Below are 23,936 nucleotides of genomic sequence, written 5' to 3' on the forward strand. Positions count from 1 at the left end.
GCGCGCCCCGGCTACGCCATCCACCGGTCCGGCCGGGCGTCCCTGCGGCCCGTGCGGGAGCGTTCCGCCTGGGCCCGGAGCAGGGCCGCGGCCTCCTCGACGGGCCTCAGGCGGGCGGTGACGGTCTTGTTCGCGCCGGTGTCGACGTGGACGTCCGCGAGGCCCCACCGGCGCTCCCAGGGGCCCTGCGTGAGGCGAACGCTCTGGATCTTGGCGTGCGGGACGAGGGCGAGGCTGCGGCGCAGCAGTCCGTGCCGGGCGGCGAACACGGCGTCGGTGGCGGTGAAACCGTGGCCCCGCCACCACAGCGGTACGCACCGGCCCGCGCGGCGCGGTGGCCGCGACAGCTCCGGGCGCGCGGGCACGGTCACGCCGGGCAGTACGCGGCCGACGACGGCCTCGGCGACCTCGCGCGGCGCGACCGGCAGCAGCACGGAGTTCGACGACCCGGCCACGTCCAGCTCCACCCGCACCCAGCCGCGCCGCCGCCACAGCAGCGGCTCCACGATCCGTACGGTCTGCACCCGACCGGGCGGGACGGTCTCGTGCACCCGGTCCAGCAGCCCGCGGTCGATCCGCAGCCCGTCGGGGGACTCGGCCACCGTCCAGTCGTACTCGGCGACGAACCGCCCGACGCTGCTCGCGCCCGCCGCGCCGAGCAGGGGCAGGCCGGTCGCGAGGACTGTCCACAGGCTGTGGGTGGCGAACCACAGCAGCGGTACCACGACGAGCGCGGCGGCCAGCGAGCCCCAGGTGGCGCCCGTCAGCACCAGGGAGAGCGCGAGGACCTTGGGGGGCACGCGCAATAGCCGGTGCGCCGGCGCCTCGCCCACCTCGTGCGCCGTCTCGGGCGCGAAACCGGCCGCCCGCGCGAGCAGCTCCGCGCGCAGCGCGCGGGCCTCGCCCTCGCCGAGGAAGGCGAGTTCGTCCTTCTTGTCGGTTCCTATGACGTCGAGTTTCAGCTTCGCGACGCCCGCCACGCGCGCGAGGAGCGGCTGGGTGACGTCGACGGCCTGGATGCGCTCCAGCCGGATGTGCGCCGTGCGCCGGAAGACCAGGCCGGTGCGGATGCGCAGTTCCGTCTCGGTCACCGCGAAGTGCGTGAACCACCAGCTGAGGAAGCCGTACAGCGCGGCGGCCGGGATCAGCACGGCGAGCGCGATCAGCAGCGTGGTCGTCGTCAGCCGGTCCAGCTGGCGCTGCGCCTGGTCCGGGTCGTGCAGCGCCCAGCCGATCAGCACGGCGACCGGCGCCCACGCCCGCCGCAGCGGCGTCACGGGGTGCAGCCGCCGCTCGGTCACGTCGCCGGCCTGGCGTACCCGGTCACGGGTGCCCTCGGTGCCCTCGGTGCCCGGCGCGCTCACAGCCCCGCCGATCGGGCCTCGCCCAGCTCCGTGAGCCGGTCGCGCAGCCGCTCCGCCTCGGCCGGGTCCAGGCCCGGGATGGTCGCGTCGGTCGCGGCGGCCGCGGTGTGCAGCTGCACGCTGGCCAGCCCGAAGTGCCGCTCCAGCGGGCCGGAGGTGACCTCCACCAGTTGCATGCGGCCGTACGGTACGACCGTCTCCTCGTGCCACAGCACACCCCGGCTGATCAGCAGGTCGTCGGCGCGCTCGGCGTACCGCCAGGACCGCCAGTTGCGCTCGACCATGCCCCAGCCCCACGCCATCAGCGCCAGCGGCAGCACCGCGAACGCCGCCCACGCGGGTCCCACCAGCAGTCCGAGCAGCAGCCCCGCGGCCACCGCCAGCGCGCCCAGCCACACCACCAGCAACAGCCGCCGCAGCCGCAGCAGCCCCGGCGGCAGTCCCGTCCACACAGGTTCGTCCCCCGCCACCTGCGCGCCCCGCGCGCTCCCCGTTTCCATACGGCCAGCGTACGTAGGAGAGACTGGGTCCATGACTCCTACGACGGAGACCATGGTCGGCATCGGCGGCGCCGCGGAGAGCACCGACATGGTGCTCAACATCGGGCCGCAGCACCCGTCCACGCACGGCGTGCTGCGGCTGAAGCTGCTCCTGGACGGCGAGCGCATCACGCGCGCGGAGCCGGTGATCGGCTATATGCACCGGGGCGCCGAGAAGCTGTTCGAGGCGCGTGACTACCGCCAGATCATCATGCTCGCCAACCGCCACGACTGGCTGTCGGCGTTCTCCAACGAGCTGGGCGTGGTCCTGGCCGTGGAGCGGATGCTCGGCATGGAGGTGCCCCCGCGCGCGGTGTGGACGCGCACGCTCCTCGCCGAGCTGAACCGGGTGCTCAACCACCTGATGTTCCTCGGGTCCTACCCGCTGGAGCTGGGCGGCATCACGCCGGTCTTCTACGCGTTCCGCGAGCGCGAGGTCCTCCAGAACGTCATGGAGGAGGTCTCCGGCGGCCGTATGCACTACATGTTCAACCGCGTCGGCGGCCTGAAGGAGGACCTGCCGGCCGGCTGGACCGCACGCGCGCGTGCCGCCGTCGCCGCCGTGCGCTCGCGCATGGACGTCTACGACGACCTGGTGCTCGGCAACGAGATCTTCCGGGGGCGCACGCGGGGCGTGGGCGTCCTCGCCCCGGAGGCGGTGCACGCCTACGGCGTGAGCGGCCCCATCGCGCGCGCCTCGGGCGTCGACTTCGACCTGCGCCGCGACGAGCCGTACCTCGCCTACGGCGAGCTCCAGGACACCCTCAAGGTCGCCACCCGGCGGGAGGGCGACTGCCTCGCCCGCTTCGAGTGCCTGCTGGAGCAGACGCACAACGCGCTCGACCTCGCCGACGCCTGCCTCGACCGGCTCGCCGAGCTGGAGCCCGGGCCGATCAACCAGCGCCTGCCCAAGGTGCTGAAGGCGCCCGAGGGGCACACGTACGCCTGGACCGAGAACCCGCTCGGCATCAACGGCTACTACCTCGTCAGCAAGGGCGAGAAGACGCCGTACCGGCTGAAGCTGCGGTCGGCCTCGTACAACAACATCCAGGCGCTGACCGAGCTGCTGCCGGGGACGCTGGTGGCGGACATGGTGGCGATCCTGGGGTCGATGTTCTTCGTGGTCGGGGACATCGACAAGTAGGGCTCAGCCGCGGTCGGCGGGGCTCAGCCGACGGCAGTAGGCCTCAGTCGACGTCAGCGGGGACTAGTCGACGTCGGCGGGCCTCAGTCGACTTCAGCGGGCCTCAGCCGTCGTCGGCAGGGCGCGGCGGCAGCGGTCAGGCCTCAGCCGTCGTCGGCAGGGCGCGGCGGCAGCGGTCAGGGTTCGGCCGCCGGCGGTCACGCCTGGGCCAGTGGGTCCGGGATGCGGACCGGCTGCACCAGCCAGCCGAAGTCGCCGAGCCCGCCCGGCGCGGTCAGCTCGGCGGCCTCGCCGGCGCCCGCGAGGGCGCGCACGTACGCCGCGGGGTCCGTGGAGGCGAGTGAGAGCGGGGGGCGTGCGCCTGCGATTCCCAGGGCGCGCAGGGCGGCGCGTTGTGTCAGCACGCGCCCCCCGGGGAGCGTGCACGCGTCCAGCGCCACGTGGGCCGTGATGTCGCACGACCCGTCCGGCACGGGTGCCGTCTCGCGCCCCTCCCGGAAACCGGTGAGCGTCCCGAACGCAGGGCGCGTGTCCACCGTGTGCGCGTAGTCCACCGCCACCGCGAGACCGCGCTCCACACAGGACACGGCCGACGCCCACGCGGTGTCCCGCTCCAGCCCGATCTCGGCCCGCAGCCCCTCCTCGGCCGGCAGCGGCCACCACCGGGCCAGCCACTCCGCCTCCGCCTCGCCGACCGGCTCCCCGAGCCGTTCCGTCCCGTCCGCGCGCACCAGCACCCGCCGGGCCACGCCCGCCGCGTCGGTCTCCGCGACCTCCACGGGTACGTTGTCCAGCCACTCGTTGGCGAACAGCAGCCCGGTGACGGACTCCGGCAGCCGGGCGCGCCACTCGATGCGGTGATCGAGCCCGGCGGGGCGCTCGGCGATCTCGACGGCGTACGCGCGCGTGCGGGCGGCCACCTCGGCGGGCAGCGCGGCGAGCACTCCGCCGGCCAGTTCCCCCCGGCCCGCGGCCATGTCCACGAAGTCCAGCCGCTCCGGGCGGCCCAGGGCCTCGTCGACCCGGCACAGCAGCCCGGCCACCGCCCGCGCGAACAGCGGCGACGCGTGCACGGACGTACGGAAGTGCCCGGCGGGGCCCTCGGGCCTGCGGTAGAAGCCGCCCGGCCCGTACAGCGCGGCCTCCGTCGCCGCCCGCCAGCTCCGCCAGCCCTGCCACCCGGTCCCCGCCGTCTCATCCGTCACACCGCCAGGCTAGGCGCACGGGGAGGGGGCTCCTCCACCTTGCGGAGTACGCGTGCGTGGCCCGGATCGGTCCTCCGGTTGACCCATGCACGCATCCGGCTTCCCTACGCTGGGTTACGTGCAGCGCCTCTATGACTTCCTCCGCAACCACCCGACATGGGTCGACGGCTTCTGGGCCACGGTCCTGCTCGGGCTCTCCCTGGTGAGCGGACAGGTCGACCCGGAAGGCATGGGTACGGACCGGCCGCTGCTCATCCTGCCGGTCGTCCTGCTGCTGTGCGCCGTGGTCGCGCTGCGCCGCCGGATGCCGGAGAAGATGCTGGTCCTGGCGGCGGTGGTGGGCGTCGCCCAGCTCGCGCTGGACGTCTACACGACGCCCGCGAACTTCGCCATGCTGCTGATCGTCTACACGGCGGCCGCCGACGGGGCGCGCTGGGCCTCCCGGCTGGCGCTGATCGGCGGACTGTGCGCGGCGCCCCTCGCCCAGATCCGCTGGCCGGCCACCGACTCCAGCCTGCTCGGGGACATCGCGGTCGCCGTCTTCCAGACCGTGCCGTTCGCCCTGGCCTGGGTGCTCGGCGACTCGATGCGCACCCGCCGCGCGTACCTGGCGCAGCTGGAGGAACGCGCCGCGCGCCTGGAGAAGGAGCGCGAGGCGCAGGCCAAGGTCGCGGTCGCCGCCGAGCGCGCCCGGATCGCCCGCGAGCTGCACGACGTCGTCGCGCACAACGTGTCCGTGATGGTGGTGCAGGCCGACGGCGCCGCGTACGTCCTCGACGCGGCGCCCGACCAGGCGAAGAAGGCGCTGGAGACGATCTCCTCGACGGGCCGGCAGGCGCTCGCCGAGATGCGCCGGCTGCTCGGTGTGCTGCGCACCGGCGAGCACCAGGAGAGCGGGGAGTACGTCCCGCAGCCCGATGTCCAGCAGATCGAGGAGCTGGTCGAGCAGTGCCGTGGCTCCGGGCTGCCCGTGGACTTCCGGATCGAGGGCACCCCGCGCCCGCTGCCCAGCGGTGTGGAGCTGACCGCCTACCGCATCGTGCAGGAGGCGCTGACCAACACCCGCAAGCACGGCGGCCCGAACGCCGGCGCCAGCGTGCGCCTGGTCTACTTCGACGACGGCCTCGGCCTGCTCGTCGAGGACGACGGCAAGGGCGCCCCGCACGAGCTGTACGAGGAGGGCGGCGTCGACGGACAGGGCCACGGCCTGATCGGCATGCGCGAGCGGGTCGGGATGGTCGGCGGCACCCTGGACGCGGGCCCCCGCCCCGGCGGAGGATTCCGCATCAGTGCGCTGCTGCCGCTCAAACCAGCGCATTGACGCATACGCACGCCCCTTGTTGACACCTGTCACGCCCCGCACGCCCCGCACGCCCCGCACGCCCCCACCCGCTCATGACCATGGACATGGAAGAGGCCCCGATGACGATCCGCGTGATGCTCGTCGACGACCAGGTGCTGCTGCGCACCGGGTTCCGGATGGTGCTCGCCGCCCAGCCGGACATGGAGGTCGTCGCCGAGGCGGGTGACGGCGTCGAGGCCCTGCAGGTGGTGCGCTCGACGGACGTCGACGTCGTCCTGATGGACGTACGCATGCCCAAGCTCGACGGCGTGGAGGCCACCCGCCGCATCTGCGTCGAGCCGAACCCGCCCAAGGTGCTGATCCTGACCACCTTCGACCTCGACGAGTACGCCTTCTCCGGGCTGAAGGCGGGCGCCTCCGGGTTCATGCTCAAGGACGTGCCGCCCGGCGAGCTGCTCGCCGCGATCCGCGCGGTGCACAGCGGTGACGCCGTGGTGGCCCCGTCGACCACGCGACGCCTCCTCGACCGGTTCGCGCCGATGCTGCCCAGCACCGGCAAGGAGCCGCAGCACAAGGAGCTGGAGCGGCTGACCGAGCGGGAGCGCGAGGTGATGATGCTGGTCGCGCAGGGTCTGTCCAACGGCGAGATCGCCGCCCGGCTGGTGCTGTCCGAGGCCACCGTGAAGACCCACGTGGGCCGCATCCTGACCAAGCTCGGCCTGCGGGACCGGGTGCAGGTCGTCGTCCTGGCGTACGAGACGGGTCTGGTGCGGGCCGGCGGGCACGGCTGAGAGCGGGGCGGCGGGCAGGCAGGGTTGAAAGCGGGGCGGGGCGGGTGGGGCCCGGCGGGGCGCGGTGGCGGCGGCGGAGCGCCTGACACCGTCCGGGGCCGGCGGAGCGCCTGACGCCGTCCGGGGCCGCCGGTAGGGTCCTGCGCATGCTCCTGTGGATCAACGGCCCCTTCGGGGGCGGAAAGACACAGACCGCACACGAGATACAGCACCGGCTGCCCGGCAGCGTCGTCTGCGACCCCGAGCACGCCGGCTTCGGCCTGCGCCGCATGCTGCCGCCCGGACTGCGCGGCGACTTCCAGGACCTGGTTTCCTGGCGGCAGGGCGTCGTCGAGGTCCTCGACCTCGCCCTGACCCGGCACGACGGCGTGGTCATCGTGCCCATGACCGTCACCCACTCCGGCTACTTCGCCGAGACCGTCGGACGGCTGCGGGAACTCGGCCACGACGTACGGCACTTCACCCTCCTCGCGCAGCGCGAGACCGTCCTCGCGCGCCTGCGCGAGCGCGGCCTCGGCCACCTGCTGCGGTTCGCCGCCGGGAAGGACGCCGCACCGCGCGGCGAGAGCTGGGCCGTCCAGCGACTCGACCACTGCCTGGAGCGGCTGCGCGCTCCCGAGTTCGCCGAGCATCTGTGGACGGATCACTTCACCGTCCCGAGAACGGCCGACCGCATCGCCGTCCTGGCGGGCCTCACGCTCCGCCCGCACCAAGGGGGTGCGCTGCGCACGCGGCTACGCCAGGCTCGGGTGGGCCTGCGCCACATCCGCTTCGACTGACCGACCGGGGGTCGATGGGCCGGGCCGACGGACCGGGAGGCGTCCGGGCCCCCCGCCGTCACCGCAGCACCCCCTCGATGAAGTCGCTGCCCAGGCGGGCCACCGCCGACAAATCCAGCTGGTGCTGGGCGTACCGCCCGCGGCGGCGGGTGGTGATTAGGCCGGCCTTCTTGAGAACACTCAGGTGCCGGGATATCTCGGGCGCCGACATGCCGTGCGCGTCGGCCAGCTCGCCGGTGGTGTGCGGGGCGCGGGCGAGGTGGCGGCACAGCCGCATCCGGACCGGGTGCGCCAGTGCCTCCAGCCGGCGGGTGAGCTGCTCGACGGACGGCGCCTGCGGCGCGGGGCCGCTGACCGGGTAGGTGATCGCCGGCTGCCAGCCGTACCGGTGCAGCACCATCACATGCGGCCAGCCCAGGCTCGTCGGGACCAGCACCAGGCTCCCGTCCCCGGTGGCGGTGCGGCCCTCGATCAGCTTGTCGACCGTGATCAGCCCGGCCGCCTCGTCCAGCGACACCGCCGAGGACACCGCCGTGAGGGCGGCGGCGAGGCCCTTGCGCCGCAACAGCTCCGTCTTGTGGCGCGCGTCGGCGGCCAGCTGCGGCTGGACCCGCGCCCAGACGTCCGCGAAGAAGGCCTCCTCGCAGTCCCGCATCAGCTGCCGGAACCAGCCGCGCACGGCAGGCGGGTCGTCCAGCAGCCGCCGGGTGAACCGCTCCTGGACGCAGCCCCGCGCGGCGGCCATCTCCAGCGCGCGCCGCCGCACCGTCTCGTCCTCCAGCGGGCCGGCGCTCCGGGTGTCGTAGCCGATCTGGCAGGTGAACTCCAGGGCAGCGTGCACGAACTGCTCGTCGGTCAGCTTGTCCAGCAGGTCGAGTTCCTCGGTGAGCGTGGCGCCCGGCAGGGTGCGGGTGCTGCCCGGGACGCCGGCGAACGGGGCGAACACGTCGGAGAAGGTGGTCCGCCACAGGAAGTCCGCCTCGCACAGGCGGTCCGCGAGGCCGGGGTCCAGCTGCGAGGAGACCGCCGTTGCCCACCCCTGGAGCCCCGGATGGTGCCCCGGCTCGCTGAGCGCGTGCAGCGCCATGCCGAGCTCGGCCAGCGGCGACGGCACGAAGAAGATCCGCTCCTGCGGCAGCCCGGTGATGTCGATGCTCACGCTCATGACCCCATGGTGCACGGCCCCACTGACACCGCCCCGTCGATTGACGGGTGCCGTCAACTGGCGCGACCGGCCCGCGTCACCGGGCGCAGGCTGAGGTCACCGGGGGGCCGCCGCGAAGCCTCCCGGAACCTCCCGTTCCCTGTGTCCCCGACCTCCCCGAGAGGCGATCCGCCATGAGCATCACCCAGCAGTACCTCCTCGACGCCTACCGCGCCCGCCGGCTCGGCGAGGCCGTTCCGCCCCAGCCCGGCGCCCACGACTGGCAGGTCGTCCGCGAGTGGCGCGACCGCCGCGAGTTCGAGGCGATCCTCACCGGCCGCCCGGCCCATGGCCGCCTACGGCACACCCTGAGCCGGTGGACCCGCCTGCGGCCACGCTTCTAGCACGCAGACCGCCCGGCTCGGAGGACGCGCGGTGGCTCACTGCCCGCGACGCGCAGACGCCGGCTGCGTGCGGAGAGCGCTGACGGCGGTCCGGCGACGCAGACCGCGCCGCGCTGGCACGGGCCACGACCCACGGTGTCGACCGCGCCGCGATGACACGGGGCCAGGAACCACCGATGCGGGCCGCGCGCGGTGGCATGGGCCGATCCGCCGGCGCGGGCCGCCAGGCGATGGCATGGGCCGCTGCTCCGGCGGCGCCGGCCGCGTCGCGAAGGCCCTGGCTAGACCCGTCGGTGCAGGCCGCCCCGGGGGCATCGGCCGATCCGCCGGCGCGGGCCGCCAGGCGATGGCATGGGCCGCTGCTCCGACGGCGCCGGCCGCGTCACGAAGACGCCGGCTACGACCCGCCGAGGCCGCCCCCCGGGTGGTGGCACCCGGCCGCCGCCCGGCGGCGCGAGCGGGTGCCACGCGATGGCACCGGCCGCCGCCCGCCAGCGCGCGCCACACGCCCTGGGCACCGGCCGCCGCCCGACGCCGCAGACCGCGCCACAGACGTCCCGACCACGACCCCGGCGGCGCCGACCACCCGTCAAGGCGCCGACCCTGACCTCACCGGCCAGCCCACCAATTTCCCCACCGCCCCCCACCAGCTCTTCCGCCGGCCCTCTCACCGCTCCCTCCTGCCCCTCACCCCTTCCCGCCCCCGCTCTCCTCCGCCAACCGCTGCGCGAACTCCCTCACCGCCGACCGCACGTCCTCGGCCGTCCACTCCAGCCCCGGCGCGCGGACGTTCAGCTCCGTCATGGCGATGCCGGGGACCCTGTGGTCCCAGCCGTTGGCGAAGAGCAGGGTTCCGGTCTCCTCGGCCGTGCGGACCGCCGCCTCGGCGACGACGTCGGCGTCGTACGGCAGCCAGAACTGGAACTCGTGGGTGTGCGGGACCTCCGGGTGCACGTGCGCCCACGGCAGCCCCGCCTCCGCGCACCCCTCCTGGAGCGCGGCGGCCACCACGCGCGCGTGCCGCACGTACTCCGGCAGCCGCGGCAGCTCCCGCTCCAGCCCCGCGAGCGCCGACAGCACGGTGGGGAACTGCTGGAACACCGTGCCGCCGTACCGGTGCCGCCAGACCTTCGCCTCCTCCACCAGGATCCGCGGGCCGGCCAGCGCGGCACCGCCGAAGCCGCCGAGGGACTTGTAGAACGACACGTAGACGCTGTCCGCGAGGCCCGCGATCTCCTCCAGGGGACGGCCGAAGTGGACCGTCGACTCCCACAGGCGCGCGCCGTCGAAGTGCACCACCGCCTCACGCTCGCGCGCCGCCTCCACCACCTCGGTCAGCTCCTCCCAGGACGGCAGCAGGAACCCGGCGTCCCTGAGGGGCAGTTCCAGCATCAGGGCGCCGAACGGTTCCTCCAGGTCCCGTACCTCCTCGGCGGTCGGCTGCCGGGGCGCGCGCGTCACATGGACCGGACGCAACCCGCCGACCTGGCTGAAGGCATGGCGTTCGTGCACTTCCGGGTGGGCGAGCGGGTGCAGGGCCACGGTCGGGTTGCCGGTGCGGCCGGCCCAGCAGCGCAGAGCCACCTGCTGGGCCATCGTGCCGGTCGGGAAGAAGGCGGCGGCCTCGGTGCCGAGCAGCCCGGCGACCTTCTCCTCCAGGGCCTCGACGACGCCGTCGCCGTAGAAGTCCGCCCGTTCGTCCAGGTCGTACAGCCCGGCCGCCGCGTCCAGCAGCGCCAGGCGCTCACGCAGCGTGGACAGGGAAGCGGGGCGCGAGAGAATGCGCCGCGCGCTCCTGCCAGCGCTGATGCGCCGCTCTCTGCGGCGCTTGCGCTGCTCGTCGGCGGACGACGGTTCCGGTGTGCTCGGGGAGGCCGGCCGCGGGGCCGGCTGCTGGGCCGAATCGCTCATGTCCGAGATCATCGCGGGCGGCTTTCCGCGCGGACACCGCTTTTCCGCACAGCCCGCCGGGGAACCTCGGACAGAAACCCACAGCCTGTGGACAACCGAACGCCCCTCGAACCGATCGCGTTAACATGACGAGAAATCGTCCGGTACCCAGAGCGGACTGGAACGGGAAGGCCGCCGTCGCGTGAGTACAAGCCAACAGCCAGATCCCCGGGACCGCCCCGCGCGGCTCACCGTCGGCGTCGTCGGCGCCGGCCGCGTGGGCCCCGCACTCGCCGCGTCCCTCCAGCTCGCAGGGCACCGCCCGGTGGCCGTCTCCGCGGTCTCCGACGCCTCCCGGCGGCGCGCCGCGCAGCTGCTGCCCGACGTGCCGGTGGTCCCGCCCGCCGAGGTGCTGCGCCGCGCCGACCTGGTGCTGCTCACCGTCCCCGACGACACCCTCCCCGGCCTCGTGTCCGGCCTCGCCGAGACCGGCGCTGTCCGCCCCGGCCAGCTGCTCGTCCACACCTCCGGACGCTACGGCGCGAAGGTCCTCGACCCCGCCCTGCGCGCGGGCGCCCTCCCGCTGGCCCTCCACCCGGCGATGACCTTCACCGGCACCCCCGTGGACGTCCAGCGCCTGGCCGGTTGCTCGTTCGGTGTCACCGCCCCCGAGGAACTGCGGCTGGCCGCGGAGGCCCTCGTCATCGAGATGGGCGGCGAGCCCGAGTGGATCGCCGAGGAACACCGGCCGCTCTACCACGCGGCCCTCGCGCTCGGCGCGAACCACCTGGTCACCCTGGTCGCCCAGTCCCTGGACCTGCTGCGCGCGGCGGGCGTCGGCGCCCCCGACCGGATGCTCGGCCCGCTGCTCGGCGCCGCCCTCGACAACGCCCTGCGCTCCGGCGACGCCGCCCTGACCGGCCCCGTCGCGCGCGGGGACGCGGGCACCGTCGCCGCGCACATCGCCGAACTGCGCGCCCACGCCCCGCAGACCGTCGCCGGCTATCTGGCGATGGCCCGCGCGACCGCCGACCGGGCGCTCGCCTCCGGCCTGCTGAAGCCGGAACTGGCCGAAGACCTGCTGGGGGTGCTCGCCGACGGGGCGGCGCTGCCCGAGAACGGGGGAGACCGATGAGCCGCGACTTCGAACTCGTCCCCACCCTGGACGACCTCGGCTACGTCCTGGACCACTTCTCGGTGCCCGGCCGCACCGCCGTCGTGATGACCATGGGCGCGCTGCACGAAGGCCACGCCACCCTGATCCGCACCGCGCGCGAGCACGTCGGCCGCAAGGGCTACGTGGTGGTCACCGTCTTCGTGAACCCGCTCCAGTTCGGCGCGGGCGAGGACCTGGACCGCTATCCGCGCACCCTGGAAGCCGACCTGAAGACCGCCGAGCAGGCGGGCGCGGACATCGTCTTCGCGCCGTCCGTCGAGGAGATGTACCCGGACGGCAGGCCCGAGATCACCCTCCGCGCGGGTGCCATGGGCGAACGCCTGGAGGGCGCCTCCCGCCCCGGCCACTTCGACGGCATGCTCACCGTCGTCGCCAAACTGCTCCACCTCACCCGCCCCGACGTCGCCTTCTTCGGCCAGAAGGACGCCCAGCAGCTCGCCCTGATCCGCCGCATGGTGCGGGACCTGAACTTCCCCGTCGAGATCGTCGGCGTGCCGACCGTCCGCGAGGAGGACGGCCTGGCCCTGTCCAGCCGCAACCGCTACCTCTCCCCTCAGGAGCGCCGCACCGCCCTCGCGCTGTCCCGCGCGCTGTTCGCCGCGCAGGACCGCCACGCGGCCCTGGAGGCGCTGCGCGCCCGAGCCCGGGAAGTGCACTCCACGCGCGCGCGTGCCGAGGCGCTGAGCGCGATAGGGGAGTCCCGCGCGGCCGCCGACGCGCACGCCGTCGCCGAGGCCGCCCCCGGCGGGCCCGCCGAGGTCCGCGCGGCGGCCCGGCTGGTCCTCGACGAGGCCGCCCGCCTCGACCCGCCGCTCGTCCTCGACTACCTGGCCCTGGTCGACCCGTCCGACTTCTCGGAGGTCCCCGACGACTACACCGGCGAGGCCGTCCTCGCCGTCGCGGCCAAGGTCGGCACGACCCGGCTGATCGACAACATCACCCTCACCTTCGGAGCCGCCTCGTGACCAGCACAGGCATACGACTGCACGCGCCCGCCCCCGGCTGGCACATCGACGCGGACGTGGTCGTCGTCGGCTCCGGCGTGGCCGGCCTGACCGCGGCCCTGCGCTGCGAGGCCGCCGGCCTGGACACCGTCGTCGTCACCAAGGCCCGCCTCGACGACGGCTCCACCCGCTGGGCCCAGGGCGGCATCGCCGCCGCCCTCGGCGAGGGCGACAGCCCCGAACAGCACCTGGACGACACCCTGGTCGCGGGCGCGGGCCTGTGCGACGAGCAGGCGGTGCGGATCCTCGTCACCGAGGGCCCCGACGCCGTACGCCGGCTCATCCGGACCGGCGCCCAGTTCGACGAGTCCGCGGAAGGCGGCCTCGCGCTCACCCGCGAGGGCGGCCACCACCGCCGCCGTATCGCCCACGCGGGCGGCGACGCGACCGGCGCGGAGATCTCCCGCGCCCTCGTGGAGGCCGTCCGCGCGCGCGGCGTGCGCACCGTCGAGAACGCCCTCGTCCTGGACCTCCTCACGGACGCGGACGGCCGTACCGCGGGCGTGACCCTGCACGTCATGGGGGAGGGCCAGCACGACGGCGTCGGCGCCGTCCACGCCCCCGCGGTGGTCCTCGCCACCGGCGGCATGGGCCAGGTCTTCTCCGCCACCACCAACCCCTCGGTCTCCACCGGCGACGGCGTCGCCCTCGCCCTGCGCGCGGGCGCCGAGGTCAGCGACCTGGAGTTCGTCCAGTTCCACCCGACCGTGCTGTTCCTCGGCCCCGAGGCGGAGGGCCAGCAACCCCTGGTCTCCGAGGCGGTCCGCGGCGAGGGCGCCCACCTCGTCGACGCCGACGGGGTGCGCTTCATGGCCGGGCAGCACGAACTCGGCGAACTCGCCCCGCGCGACATCGTCGCCAAGGGCATCATGCGCCGTATGCAGGAGCAGGACGCCGAGCACATGTTCCTCGACGCCCGCCACTTCGGCGCCGAGATGTGGGAGCAGCGCTTCCCGACGATCCTCGCCGCCTGCCGCGCCCACGGCATCGACCCGGTCCACGAGCCCATCCCGGTCGCCCCGGCCGCCCACTACGCCTCCGGCGGCGTCCGCACCGACTCCCACGGCCGGACGACCGTCCCCGGCCTGTACGCGTGCGGCGAGGTCGCCTGCACCGGCGTCCACGGCGCCAACCGCCTCGCCTCCAACAGCCTCCTGGAGGGCCTGGTCTACGCCGAGCGCATCGCCGCCGACATCGCCGCGGCCCACGCGGAAAGCGGCCTCCACGCGCGCGTGCCCGAACCGGTCCCGTACCCCGAGGTCCCCGCCCACCCCCTGCAGCCCGCCGAGGCCCGCTTCACCATCCAGCGGATCATGACCGAGGGCGCGGGCGTCCTGCGCTCCGCCGCCTCTCTCGCCAAGGCCGCCGACCGCCTCCAGCGGCTGCACACCGAGGCCCGCGACGCCCTCACCGAGAACGGCAAGACCGCCGAGCCCGGCGTCGACACCTGGGAGGCCACCAACCTCCTGTGTGTGGCCCGCGTCCTGGTCGCCGCCGCCCTGCTGCGCGAGGAGACCCGCGGCTGCCACTGGCGCGAGGACCACGCCGACCGCGACGACACCGCGTGGCGCCGCCACATCGTCGTACGGCTCAACCCCGACCGCAGTCTCGCCGTGCACACCACCGACACCGCAGACTTCCCCCCGACCCGGCCGAACCCGTCGGCGCACCGTCCCCAGGAGCAGTGAGACCAGTGAGCACCCCCGACCTTCCCCTCGCCGACGACGGCGGCTGCGGCGACGGCTGCGCCTGCGGCGCGGACACCGAGGAATACCTCGAGTGCGGCCTCGACCCGGCGCTCGCCGAACTCCTCGCCGAGGCCGGCCTCGACCCCGTCGAGGTCGAGGACATCGCCAACGTGGCCGTCCAGGAGGACCTGGCGGGCGGCGTCGACGTGACGACGGTCGCCACCATCCCCGAGGACGCCGTCGCCACCGCCGACTTCGTCGCCCGCGAGGCGGGCGTGGTCGCCGGCCTCCACATCGCCGAGGCCGTGATCTCGATCGTCTGCGAGGACGAGTTCGAGGTGGAACGCCTCGCGGCGGACGGCGACCGCGTGGAGGCGGGCCAGAGGCTGCTCTCCGTCACCAGCCGCACCCGCGACCTGCTCACCGCCGAGCGCAGCGCCCTCAACCTCCTGTGCCGCCTCTCCGGCATCGCCACCGCCACGCGCGCGTGGGCGGACGTCCTGGAGGGTACGAAGGCACGCGTGCGTGACACCCGCAAAACCACCCCCGGCCTCCGCTCCCTGGAGAAGTACGCGGTCCGCTGCGGCGGCGGCGTCAACCACCGCATGTCGCTCTCCGACGCGGCCCTCGTCAAGGACAACCACGTGCTGGCCGCGGGCGGCGTCGCCCAGGCCTTCGAGGCCGTCCGCGAACGCTTCCCCGACCTCCCCATCGAGGTCGAGGTCGACACCCTGCACCAGCTGCGCGAGGTCGTCGACGCGGGCGCCGACCTGATCCTGCTGGACAACTTCACCCCCGGCGAGTGCGAGGAGGCGGTGGCCATCGTCCACGGCCGCGCCGCCCTGGAGGCCTCCGGCCGCCTCACCCTGGACAACGCCAGGGCCTACGCGGACACGGGCGTCGACTACCTCGCCGTGGGCGCCCTCACCCACTCCTCGCCGATCCTCGACATCGGCCTGGACCTGCGAGCGGCGGAGTAGGAGACGGGGATGCTGCTGACGATCGACGTAGGCAACACGCACACCGTCCTCGGTCTGTTCGACGGTGAGGACATCGTCGAACACTGGCGCATCTCCACCGACGCCCGCCGCACCGCCGACGAGATGGCGGTGCTCCTCCAGGGCCTGATGGGCATGCACCCCCTGCTCGGCGACGAACTGGGCGACGGCATCGACGGCATCGCCATCTGCGCCACGGTCCCCTCCGTCCTGCACGAACTGCGCGAGGTCACCCGCCGCTACTACGGCGACGTCCCCGCCGTCCTCGTCGAGCCGGGCGTGAAGACGGGCGTCCCGATCCTCACCGACAACCCCAAGGAGGTCGGCGCCGACCGCATCATCAACGCGGTCGCCGCCGTCGAGCTCTACGGCGGCCCCGCGATCGTCGTGGACTTCGGCACGGCCACGACCTTCGACGCGGTCTCCGCGCGCGGGGAGTACGTCGGCGGCGTCATCGCCCCCGGCATCGAGATCTCCGTCGAGGCCCTGGGCGTCAAGGGCGCCCAGCTCCGCAAGATCGAGGTCGCCCGCCCCCGCAGCGTCATCGGCAAGAACACCGTCGAGGCCATGCAGGCGGGCATCGTCTACGGCTTCGCGGGCCAGGTCGACGGCGTCGTCAACCGCATGGCCCGCGAACTCGCCGACGACCCCGACGACGTCACCGTCATCGCCACGGGCGGCCTCGCCCCCATGGTCCTCGGCGAGTCCTCGGTCATCGACGAGCACGAACCCTGGCTCACCTTGATCGGCCTGAGGATGGTCTACGAGCGCAACGTCTCCCGCATGTAGTCGCGCCCACGACGGGCCGGCCGACCGTCGGCGGCCACCACGAAGGCCGGCCGCCGACGGCGGGAAGGGGATGTGCCGGGGGGCCCGCCCGCAGCGTCCGGGCGTCCGACACCGCGCACCTCACCAGGCACAGCCCCGCCCGGACCGAGGACGGACACCCCCGGCGCGGCCCGCCCCCCCCCACAACGCCCCGCCCCCCACAACGCACCCCAGACGGCACCCCCACCCACCCGCGCAGGCCGCCGCAGACAGCCCCGGACAGACACCCGCAGGCACCCCCGGACAGACACCCGCAGGCACCCCCGGACAGACACCCGCAGCCACCCCACACACACCCGCGCCCCCGCATACGGGTGGCTCCCACGCCACACCGAAGCAGCCGTGCGAAGTTTGTCTGATTAGCGCGTATCGTCGCCGTCATGCCCACGCCCTACGGATCCCGCGGCGGCATGGCGTTCGGTGTGGAGGAGCTGCGTGTGCTCCGCCGCGCCCTCGCCCTCGCCCTCCACCCCGGCCAGGCCTCCCCCGAGGACGTCCAGGACTGCCTCCGCCTCGCCGACTCGCTCGACGAGGCGATGCGCGAAGGCGCCCGCCTGCGGGCCTTCCTCGTGGCCGACCTGGCCCGCTACCGCGCCGCCCTCCCCGGCACCGCGGCCGGCTACCTCACCCTCCTGGAGGAAGCCCTCGGCGCCGGCCACCGCCCCGCCCCCGACGACCTCGCCGCCCTGCGCGCCTTGCGCGGCAACCCCGTCGCCGCCGCCCTCCTCGGCCGCTGCCAGACCCTCGCCGAGCAGGACGTACGCGCCCGCCTGGCCCGCCGCACCGCCACCGCCGACACCTCGGGGCAGACCCGCCCGAACCCCCTCCTCCCGGCGTCCCGCACCCGCCTCCTCGCCCTCCCGGGCGGCCGCTGCGCCGACGAGGCGGCCGCCGACCGCCCCGCCCGCGAACCCGAGCGGAAACCGGCGCGGAAGCCGGCCTCACCGGCCCCCGGCGCGCCCGGGCAGCCGGCCCGCCGCCCGATCCCCACCCCCGGCGAGGTCTTCCCCCGCCGCAAGCCGCCACAGCCCCCGGCGGACCCCGAGAGCCCGGCGAACCCGCCGCAGCAGCTCGCCGTCGGCTGACACCGACCGCCCCCCGCCCCGGGCGCCCCGCACGCGCGACTACCCTGGAGCCATGGACTACGTCTCCGCGCTCCTGCCGCCGGTCGTCATGGCCGTCTTCTTCATCAGCGTGATCCGGGTGATCGTGAAGTCCCAGGGCGGGGCCAACAAGGCCAAGGAGGACGCGGCCGTGGACGCCGCCCTCGCGCGCGCGGAGAACGCCCGCCCGTCCTCCCCGGCCACGTCCGGCCCCACGGACGCCTGACCACCCGCACCCGGCCACCCCACCCCCACGCCCGCGCCGCCTCGGGCGTCCTTTTTGCTCCCGTTTGCAGTTAAAGGGCCCGTCCGGCACGCCATAACCCGGATCTCCTACTATTGTTCAAGCTGTGCCTCGCCCATTGGGAGAACTCGAAGACGCGGTCATGACGCGGGTGTGGAAGTGGAACCGCCCGGTGACCGTTCGAGAAGTCCTGGAAGACCTCCAGCGGGAACGGACCATCGCCTACACCACGGTGATGACCGTTTTGGACAATCTCCATCAGAAGGGCTGGGTCCGCCGCGAGGCGGAAGGCCGCGCCTATCGATATGAGGCGGTCTCCACGCGCGCCGCCTACGCGGCGGCCCTGATGAACGACGCCTGGTCGCAGAGCGACAACCCCGCCGCCGCGCTCGTCGCCTTCTTCGGCATGATGAGCGACGAACAGCGCATGGCCCTCCGCGACGCCGTACGCATCGTCCAGGGCCCGGAAACAGCGGAACCGGAACCGGAACGCGCACCGGAACCGGAACCCGCGCCGGAACGGGAACGCGCGCCGGAACGGCAAGCGGCCCCGGAACCCCCGGCCGAGAACCCCGCCTCGGCGTCGGAGCGCGACGGACGATAGCGTCCGCACATGTCAGCAGAGAGGCCCTCCGCCGAGAACGGCACCGAGAACGGCACCGAGAACCCCGCCGGGAACCTCCGGGAGAACCCCGAAGTCACCGCTAAAGCCATCACCGTCCGCCGGGCCCGGACCAGCGATGTCCCCGCCGTCCGCCGACTCCTTGACGCGTACGTCCGGCACGGCATCCTGCTCGACAAAGCGATGGTGACGCTTTACGAGGACATCCAGGAGTTCTGGGTCGCGGAACGGGACGACAACGCCGAGGTCGTCGGCTGTGGCGCACTGCACGTGATGTGGGAAGACCTCGCCGAAGTGCGCACTCTCGCCGTGAAGCCCGGCCTGAAGGGCGCCGGCGTCGGCCACCAGTTGCTGGAGAAGTTGCTTCAGACCGCCCGCTGGCTCGGCGTTCGCCGGGTATTCTGCCTCACCTTCGAAGTCGAGTTCTTCGGCCGGCACGGCTTCGTGGAGATCGGCGAGACGCCCGTCGACACCGATGTCTACGCGGAGCTGCTGCGTTCCTATGACGAGGGCGTCGCGGAGTTCCTGGGTCTCGAACGAGTGAAACCGAACACCTTGGGCAACAGCCGGATGCTTCTGCATCTGTGATCGTCGCTATTCCGCCCCGGCGACCCCGCCGGGGTTCCCTATGTCCGAAACGCGCACGTTTCCGGGGTGCGGCCGGGCTGCGGGCCTCTCCCAGGGGTTTGTGTTTTTCCGGCAAAAGCGGTTTGCTTTCCGACGTACTGCAGTACTGCATATAACAGGGGGCGGCGAAACGGCGGACGCCGCGGACCCCAGGTCCTCACGTTATCGATGAAAGGAAATCCGGTGGCACAGAAGGTTCAGGTCCTTCTTGTCGACGACCTCGACGGCGGCGAGGCTGACGAGACGGTGACGTTCGCGCTGGACGGTAAGACGTACGAGATCGATCTCACGACCGCCAATGCGGACAAGCTTCGCAGCCTTCTCGAGCCCTATGTGAAGAGCGGTCGTCGTACCGGAGGTCGCTCCAGCGGACGCGGAAAGGCGCGGTCGGCCTCGACCGGCAGCCAGGACACCGCCGCGATCCGCGCCTGGGCCAAGGAGAACGGTTACGAGGTCAACGACCGCGGCCGTGTTCCGGCGTCCATTCGCGAGGCCTACGAGAAGGCCAACGGCTGAGCACTGCCGCGCCGCAGCCGGATCCGGTGGCAGTGCGTCGCCACCGTGTCCACGACGCGGACGAGATCGGGGGCGTCACCACCGCCCCCCAGGGCCGACAGCGTCGGCAGCGAGGCGCCGGCCTCGCACCCCGGCCAGGGGGGCCGCACCCACACGGCGGCCCCCTGCACACGCGGGCCGGGGTGGGAGGAGCCCTGCCCCCGCCCGCCGTACGGCCCCGGCTCGCGCCCCGCACCCGCGCCCGCGGGAACCGGCGGTTCTCCCTCCGCCCACGGTGAGGTGACCGGCGGTTCATCCGCCGCCCCCCGCGCGGGGCACCGCGCCCCCGCTCCCCGCACCGGCTCCGGAGCCGCCATGACCGCGCCCTCGCCGAGGGCCGCCAGGTCCAGGTCCAGCGAGCCCCACTCCAGCCAGTCGAGCAGCCCCGGCAGCTCCTCGGCGCTGCCGGGGGCCACAAGCAGCCGCATCCGGTCGCCCTCCACGGCGACGGGGGAGCAGGGCGCCAGGTGCCGCAGGGCGTGAACGCCCGCGGCCGCCGGGACGTCCAGGACGTCGAAGCGCGCCCCGACCACCAGCCACACCGGCGCACTCGGGTGCGCCCCGGCTCCGGGCACCGTGGGCCAGCCCAGCCCGTTCTCGTACCAGTCCCGCAAGTCCCGCCATTCCCGCCCGTCCCGAACCGGGGCGCTCGCGTCGAGCGGCCGGCGCGGGAACGGGACAGTCGGGGAAGTGCCGGAAGGGCCGGAAGGGCCGGAAGGGTCCGGAGAGCCGGATGGGGGCATCGACTGCGGGGCGGCGCCAACCATGCCAAGTGCAACCGCCGAAAGACCCTCCGGGTTACGCTGGGTGGCCCGACAGGTGCGAAGAGTGGCGAAACAGGGGGCGTGCGGGGGTGCGGGGAGGCGCAAGGTTGTTCGCCCGTAGCGGAGGGAAACGGTGCGCGCGGCATGGACTGTCAGTGCCGGCGGGTAAGACATCCCTAGTGGGAGGGGGCGACACGCAGGCGAGGGCGTCTCACGTTCGCCATCGGCGTACTGATGGTGAGGGTATCTGCCTGGCCTGCGGGAACATCGTCTCGCACCATCGGGTTGGAGCAGATGTCGGCGTTCGGGGTCAGGAGGCCAAGGACGGTGTCGGCAGTTGGAATGAGCGGTCCCCGCTCGCGGGACTAAGCTGCGGAAGGACAGGGAGGGGAAGTTCCCCTTACTGCCTGACCGCTCTGAGGAGCGATTAACGATGTTCGAGAGGTTCACCGACCGCGCGCGGCGGGTTGTCGTCCTGGCTCAGGAAGAAGCCCGGATGCTCAACCACAACTACATCGGCACCGAGCACATCCTCCTGGGCCTGATCCACGAGGGTGAGGGTGTCGCCGCCAAGGCCCTTGAGAGCCTCGGGATTTCGCTCGAGGCGGTCCGCCAGCAGGTGGAGGAGATCATCGGCCAGGGCCAGCAGGCCCCGTCCGGGCACATCCCCTTCACCCCCCGTGCCAAGAAGGTCCTGGAGCTGTCGCTCCGCGAGGCCCTTCAGCTGGGCCACAACTACATCGGCACGGAGCACATCCTGCTCGGCCTGATCCGTGAGGGCGAGGGCGTCGCCGCCCAGGTCCTGGTCAAGCTGGGCGCTGATCTGAACCGCGTGCGGCAGCAGGTGATCCAGCTGCTCTCCGGTTACCAGGGCAAGGAGACCGCCACCGCCGGCGGCCCTGCGGAGGGCACTCCCTCGACGTCCCTGGTCCTCGACCAGTTCGGCCGGAACCTCACCCAGGCCGCTCGTGAGTCCAAGCTCGACCCGGTCATCGGGCGCGAGAAGGAGATCGAGCGGGTCATGCAGGTGCTGTCCCGCCGTACGAAGAACAACCCGGTCCTGATCGGTGAGCCCGGCGTCGGCAAGACCGCCGTCGTCGAGGGCCTCGCCCAGGCCATCGTCAAGGGCGAGGTGCCCGAGACCCTCAAGGACAAGCACCTCTACACCCTGGACCTCGGCGCGCTGGTCGCCGGCTCCCGCTACCGCGGTGACTTCGAGGAGCGCCTGAAGAAGGTGCTCAAGGAGATCCGCACCCGCGGCGACATCATCCTGTTCATCGACGAGCTGCACACGCTGGTCGGTGCGGGTGCCGCCGAGGGCGCCATCGACGCCGCTTCGATCCTGAAGCCGATGCTGGCCCGCGGTGAGCTGCAGACCATCGGTGCGACCACGCTGGACGAGTACCGCAAGCACCTGGAGAAGGACGCGGCCCTGGAGCGCCGCTTCCAGCCGATCCAGGTCGCGGAGCCGTCCCTGCCGCACACGATCGAGATCCTCAAGGGCCTGCGCGACCGGTACGAGGCGCACCACCGCGTCTCGATCACCGACGAGGCGCTGGTCCAGGCCGCCACCCTGGCCGACCGGTACATCTCGGACCGCTTCCTGCCGGACAAGGCGATCGACCTGATCGACGAGGCCGGTTCCCGGATGCGCATCCGCCGGATGACCGCGCCGCCGGACCTGCGCGAGTTCGACGAGAAGATCGCCGGTGTCCGCCGCGACAAGGAGTCCGCGATCGACTCGCAGGACTTCGAGAAGGCCGCCTCCCTGCGCGACAAGGAGAAGCAGCTCCTGGCCGCCAAGGCCAAGCGGGAGAAGGAGTGGAAGGCCGGCGACATGGACGTCGTCGCCGAGGTCGACGGCGAGCTGATCGCCGAGGTGCTGGCCACCGCCACGGGCATCCCGGTCTTCAAGCTCACCGAGGAGGAGTCGTCCCGCCTGCTGCGCATGGAGGACGAGCTCCACAAGCGGGTCATCGGCCAGGACGACGCCGTCAAGGCGCTGTCGAAGGCGATCCGCCGTACGCGTGCCGGTCTGAAGGACCCGAAGCGTCCCGGTGGCTCGTTCATCTTCGCCGGCCCGTCCGGTGTCGGTAAGACCGAGCTGTCCAAGGCGCTCGCCGAGTTCCTGTTCGGTGACGAGGACGCGCTGATCTCCCTCGACATGTCGGAGTTCAGCGAGAAGCACACGGTGTCGCGTCTCTTCGGTTCGCCCCCCGGCTACGTGGGCTACGAAGAGGGCGGCCAGCTGACCGAGAAGGTCCGCCGCAAGCCGTTCTCCGTCGTCCTCTTCGACGAGGTCGAGAAGGCCCACCCGGACATCTTCAACTCGCTGCTGCAGATCCTGGAGGACGGTCGCCTGACCGACTCCCAGGGCCGGGTCGTGGACTTCAAGAACACGGTCATCATCATGACGACCAACCTCGGCACCCGGGACATCTCCAAGGGCTTCAACCTGGGCTTCGCCGCCCAGGGCGACACGAAGACCAACTACGAGCGCATGAAGAACAAGGTGTCGGACGAGCTGAAGCAGCACTTCCGGCCCGAGTTCCTCAACCGCGTCGACGACGTGGTCGTCTTCCCGCAGCTGACGCAGAACGACATCCTTCGGATCGTCGACCTGATGATCGGCAAGGTGGACGAGCGCCTGAAGGACCGGGACATGGGCATCGAGCTCTCCCAGTCCGCCAAGGAGCTGCTGTCCAGGAAGGGTTACGACCCCGTGCTGGGCGCCCGGCCGCTGCGCCGGACCATCCAGCGCGAGATCGAGGACTCGCTGTCGGAGAAGATCCTCTTCGGCGAGCTGCGCCCCGGTCACATCGTGGTCGTGGACACCGAGGGCGAGGGCGAGTCGCAGACCTTCACCTTCCGCGGTGAGGAGAAGTCGGCTCTGCCGGACGTCCCGCCGATCGAGCAGGCGGCCGGCGGCGCCGGTCCGAACCTGAGCAAGGAGTAAGCAGGTCTCAGCCCCACGGCTGAGCCTCACGGCAGAGGAAAGGGCCGGTGCCCGGACGGGCACCGGCCCTTTCGCGTGCCCGGGACGCGAGCTACGACAGCTGCCCGCCGTAGTCCGGCAGCTTGTACGTCTTCTCTGCGTGGCCGCCCGACAGGTCGGTGGTGTTGTTGCCGATGTTGGCGATGATCGTGTAGCCCTTCGACTCGATGTCGACGCGCTGGGCCGTCTTGTAGTCGGCGACGTTCTTGAAGAGGTCGAGGAAGCCGCGGACGTACAGCCCGGAGACCTCGTACCCGACCTTCTCCAGGTTGTACTCGGTGGGCGCGTGGATGATGCCGGGGCGGGCGGTGACGAAGAAGAGCGCGACGCCGTGTTCCTGGGCGTACTCGGCGACCTCCAGGACCGGCTTGTTGGCCGGCTGGGGGTAGCTGAAGCCGAAGTCGGTCTCCAGGGTCGTGTTGTCGATGTCGAAGACGATCGCCTGCTTCTCGCCCGGCTTGTGCTGGGCGATCCGCTGCTCGAGGTAGGGCAGCGCCTGGTCCATCACGGCCTGGCAGTCCCGCTGCCAGGTGGCGTAGTCGACCGCGGCGGCGGCGGTCGCGGTGGCGGCCGTACCGGTGCGGGCGGTGGTGGTGGTCGTGGCCTCGGCGGGGGCGGCGAGGGCCACGAGGGCGGCCGCGGTGACGGTGAGGGTGGCCGTGCGGCGCATCCCGGGTCTCGTCATGGTGGGGGGTTCCTCTCACGTCGGGTAGCACGTGTCGTGTGCATGTTCGTTGGTGAGGGTGACGCGAGCAGAACCGTAGGGTT

At 73.0% G+C, this 23,936-nt stretch carries 23 protein-coding genes; 16 read left to right on the forward strand and 7 right to left on the reverse strand.

What is annotated here, in order from left to right:
* Positions 1 to 11 precede the first annotated feature (11 nt).
* Both AB0K92_RS04530 and AB0K92_RS04535 read right to left on the reverse strand, forming a co-directional pair.
* Positions 12 to 1,301 (reverse strand): PH domain-containing protein, encoded by a 1,290-nt coding sequence (locus AB0K92_RS04530; protein WP_365919409.1) that lies wholly within the window; start codon positions 1,299 to 1,301, stop codon positions 12 to 14.
* Between the two features lie 59 nt (positions 1,302 to 1,360).
* Entirely contained in the window at positions 1,361 to 1,864 is a 504-nt protein-coding gene (locus AB0K92_RS04535; protein WP_365919312.1) for a PH domain-containing protein, read from the reverse strand.
* Between the two features lie 31 nt (positions 1,865 to 1,895).
* Between AB0K92_RS04535 and AB0K92_RS04540 the strand changes: the two genes are divergently transcribed.
* On the forward strand, positions 1,896 to 3,047 hold the full coding sequence (locus tag AB0K92_RS04540; protein WP_365919314.1) for an NADH-quinone oxidoreductase subunit D: 1,152 nt from the start codon (positions 1,896 to 1,898) through the stop codon (positions 3,045 to 3,047).
* Between the two features lie 197 nt (positions 3,048 to 3,244).
* Here AB0K92_RS04540 and AB0K92_RS04545 read toward each other — a convergent pair whose 3' ends face one another.
* The gene (locus tag AB0K92_RS04545; RefSeq protein ID WP_365919316.1) at positions 3,245 to 4,252 is read right to left on the reverse strand and encodes an SAM-dependent methyltransferase; all 1,008 of its coding nucleotides are present in this window, start codon (positions 4,250 to 4,252) and stop codon (positions 3,245 to 3,247) included.
* Between the two features lie 118 nt (positions 4,253 to 4,370).
* Between AB0K92_RS04545 and AB0K92_RS04550 the strand changes: the two genes are divergently transcribed.
* The 3 genes from AB0K92_RS04550 to AB0K92_RS04560 all read left to right on the forward strand — a co-directional run bounded on the left by AB0K92_RS04550 (position 4,371) and on the right by AB0K92_RS04560 (position 7,125).
* Positions 4,371 to 5,573, forward strand: a complete 1,203-nt coding sequence (locus tag AB0K92_RS04550; protein ID WP_365919318.1) for a sensor histidine kinase — start codon at positions 4,371 to 4,373, stop codon at positions 5,571 to 5,573.
* Between the two features lie 101 nt (positions 5,574 to 5,674).
* Positions 5,675 to 6,346, forward strand: coding sequence for a response regulator transcription factor (locus AB0K92_RS04555; RefSeq protein WP_365919411.1), 672 nt, complete (start codon positions 5,675 to 5,677; stop codon positions 6,344 to 6,346).
* Positions 6,347 to 6,492: 146 nt separating this feature from the next.
* Complete coding sequence (locus AB0K92_RS04560) at positions 6,493 to 7,125, forward strand: AAA family ATPase (RefSeq protein ID WP_365919320.1); 633 nt, start codon at positions 6,493 to 6,495, stop codon at positions 7,123 to 7,125.
* A 58-nt stretch (positions 7,126 to 7,183) separates the two neighbouring features.
* On the opposite strand, the gene AB0K92_RS04565 is transcribed toward AB0K92_RS04560, so the two are convergent.
* A complete protein-coding gene (locus AB0K92_RS04565) occupies positions 7,184 to 8,290 on the reverse strand; it encodes a DUF5937 family protein (RefSeq protein ID WP_365919322.1) in 1,107 nt (368 codons plus the stop codon).
* Between the two features lie 173 nt (positions 8,291 to 8,463).
* Here AB0K92_RS04565 and AB0K92_RS04570 point away from each other — a divergent pair, with 173 nt between their 5' ends.
* On the forward strand, positions 8,464 to 8,673 hold the full coding sequence (locus AB0K92_RS04570) for a hypothetical protein (protein ID WP_365919324.1): 210 nt from the start codon (positions 8,464 to 8,466) through the stop codon (positions 8,671 to 8,673).
* A gap of 687 nt (positions 8,674 to 9,360) precedes the next feature.
* Here the strand turns inward: AB0K92_RS04570 and AB0K92_RS04575 are convergent.
* Complete coding sequence (locus tag AB0K92_RS04575) at positions 9,361 to 10,584, reverse strand: beta-eliminating lyase-related protein (RefSeq protein ID WP_365919326.1); 1,224 nt, start codon at positions 10,582 to 10,584, stop codon at positions 9,361 to 9,363.
* A gap of 181 nt (positions 10,585 to 10,765) precedes the next feature.
* Here AB0K92_RS04575 and AB0K92_RS04580 point away from each other — a divergent pair, with 181 nt between their 5' ends.
* From AB0K92_RS04580 to AB0K92_RS04625, 10 genes are all read left to right on the forward strand, one after another.
* Positions 10,766 to 11,698: a DUF2520 domain-containing protein gene (locus AB0K92_RS04580; protein WP_166001104.1), complete on the forward strand. Its 933-nt coding sequence runs from the start codon at positions 10,766 to 10,768 to the stop codon at positions 11,696 to 11,698.
* On the forward strand, positions 11,695 to 12,705 hold the full coding sequence (gene panC, locus AB0K92_RS04585) for a pantoate--beta-alanine ligase (RefSeq protein WP_365919328.1): 1,011 nt from the start codon (positions 11,695 to 11,697) through the stop codon (positions 12,703 to 12,705). Before AB0K92_RS04580 ends, panC begins: the two co-directional genes overlap by 4 nt.
* Positions 12,702 to 14,432, forward strand: a complete 1,731-nt coding sequence (locus AB0K92_RS04590; RefSeq protein ID WP_365919330.1) for an L-aspartate oxidase — start codon at positions 12,702 to 12,704, stop codon at positions 14,430 to 14,432. The genes panC and AB0K92_RS04590 overlap by 4 nt, the downstream gene beginning before the upstream one ends.
* Before the next feature lie 5 nt (positions 14,433 to 14,437).
* Entirely contained in the window at positions 14,438 to 15,412 is a 975-nt protein-coding gene (gene nadC, locus AB0K92_RS04595; RefSeq protein WP_365919332.1) for a carboxylating nicotinate-nucleotide diphosphorylase, read from the forward strand.
* A 9-nt stretch (positions 15,413 to 15,421) separates the two neighbouring features.
* Positions 15,422 to 16,219 carry a type III pantothenate kinase gene (locus AB0K92_RS04600; RefSeq protein WP_086736398.1) on the forward strand — a complete coding sequence of 266 codons (798 nt, stop codon included), beginning with the start codon at positions 15,422 to 15,424 and terminating at the stop codon, positions 16,217 to 16,219.
* A gap of 449 nt (positions 16,220 to 16,668) precedes the next feature.
* Positions 16,669 to 17,343: a hypothetical protein gene (locus AB0K92_RS04605; protein ID WP_365919413.1), complete on the forward strand. Its 675-nt coding sequence runs from the start codon at positions 16,669 to 16,671 to the stop codon at positions 17,341 to 17,343.
* Positions 17,344 to 17,395: 52 nt separating this feature from the next.
* On the forward strand, positions 17,396 to 17,587 hold the full coding sequence (locus tag AB0K92_RS04610) for a hypothetical protein (RefSeq protein ID WP_166001116.1): 192 nt from the start codon (positions 17,396 to 17,398) through the stop codon (positions 17,585 to 17,587).
* A 124-nt stretch (positions 17,588 to 17,711) separates the two neighbouring features.
* Positions 17,712 to 18,209 (forward strand): BlaI/MecI/CopY family transcriptional regulator, encoded by a 498-nt coding sequence (locus AB0K92_RS04615; RefSeq protein WP_365919334.1) that lies wholly within the window; start codon positions 17,712 to 17,714, stop codon positions 18,207 to 18,209.
* A 9-nt stretch (positions 18,210 to 18,218) separates the two neighbouring features.
* Positions 18,219 to 18,815, forward strand: a complete 597-nt coding sequence (locus AB0K92_RS04620) for an amino-acid N-acetyltransferase (RefSeq protein WP_365919336.1) — start codon at positions 18,219 to 18,221, stop codon at positions 18,813 to 18,815.
* Between the two features lie 222 nt (positions 18,816 to 19,037).
* Entirely contained in the window at positions 19,038 to 19,370 is a 333-nt protein-coding gene (locus AB0K92_RS04625) for an Lsr2 family protein (protein ID WP_166001120.1), read from the forward strand.
* Here the strand turns inward: AB0K92_RS04625 and AB0K92_RS04630 are convergent.
* On the reverse strand, positions 19,349 to 20,176 hold the full coding sequence (locus tag AB0K92_RS04630) for an SCO3374 family protein (protein ID WP_365919338.1): 828 nt from the start codon (positions 20,174 to 20,176) through the stop codon (positions 19,349 to 19,351). The two genes, AB0K92_RS04625 and AB0K92_RS04630, sit on opposite strands and share 22 nt — an antisense overlap.
* Positions 20,177 to 20,606: 430 nt before the next feature.
* On the opposite strand from AB0K92_RS04630, the gene AB0K92_RS04635 reads away from it, so the two are divergent.
* Positions 20,607 to 23,129, forward strand: a complete 2,523-nt coding sequence (locus AB0K92_RS04635; protein WP_166001125.1) for an ATP-dependent Clp protease ATP-binding subunit — start codon at positions 20,607 to 20,609, stop codon at positions 23,127 to 23,129.
* A 91-nt stretch (positions 23,130 to 23,220) separates the two neighbouring features.
* On the opposite strand, the gene AB0K92_RS04640 is transcribed toward AB0K92_RS04635, so the two are convergent.
* Positions 23,221 to 23,853, reverse strand: a complete 633-nt coding sequence (locus AB0K92_RS04640; RefSeq protein ID WP_365919340.1) for an HAD family acid phosphatase — start codon at positions 23,851 to 23,853, stop codon at positions 23,221 to 23,223.
* Positions 23,854 to 23,936: the final 83 nt, after the last annotated feature.

The organism is Streptomyces sp. NPDC052687 (assembly GCF_040678395.1).
Lineage (GTDB): Bacteria > Actinomycetota > Actinomycetes > Streptomycetales > Streptomycetaceae > Streptomyces.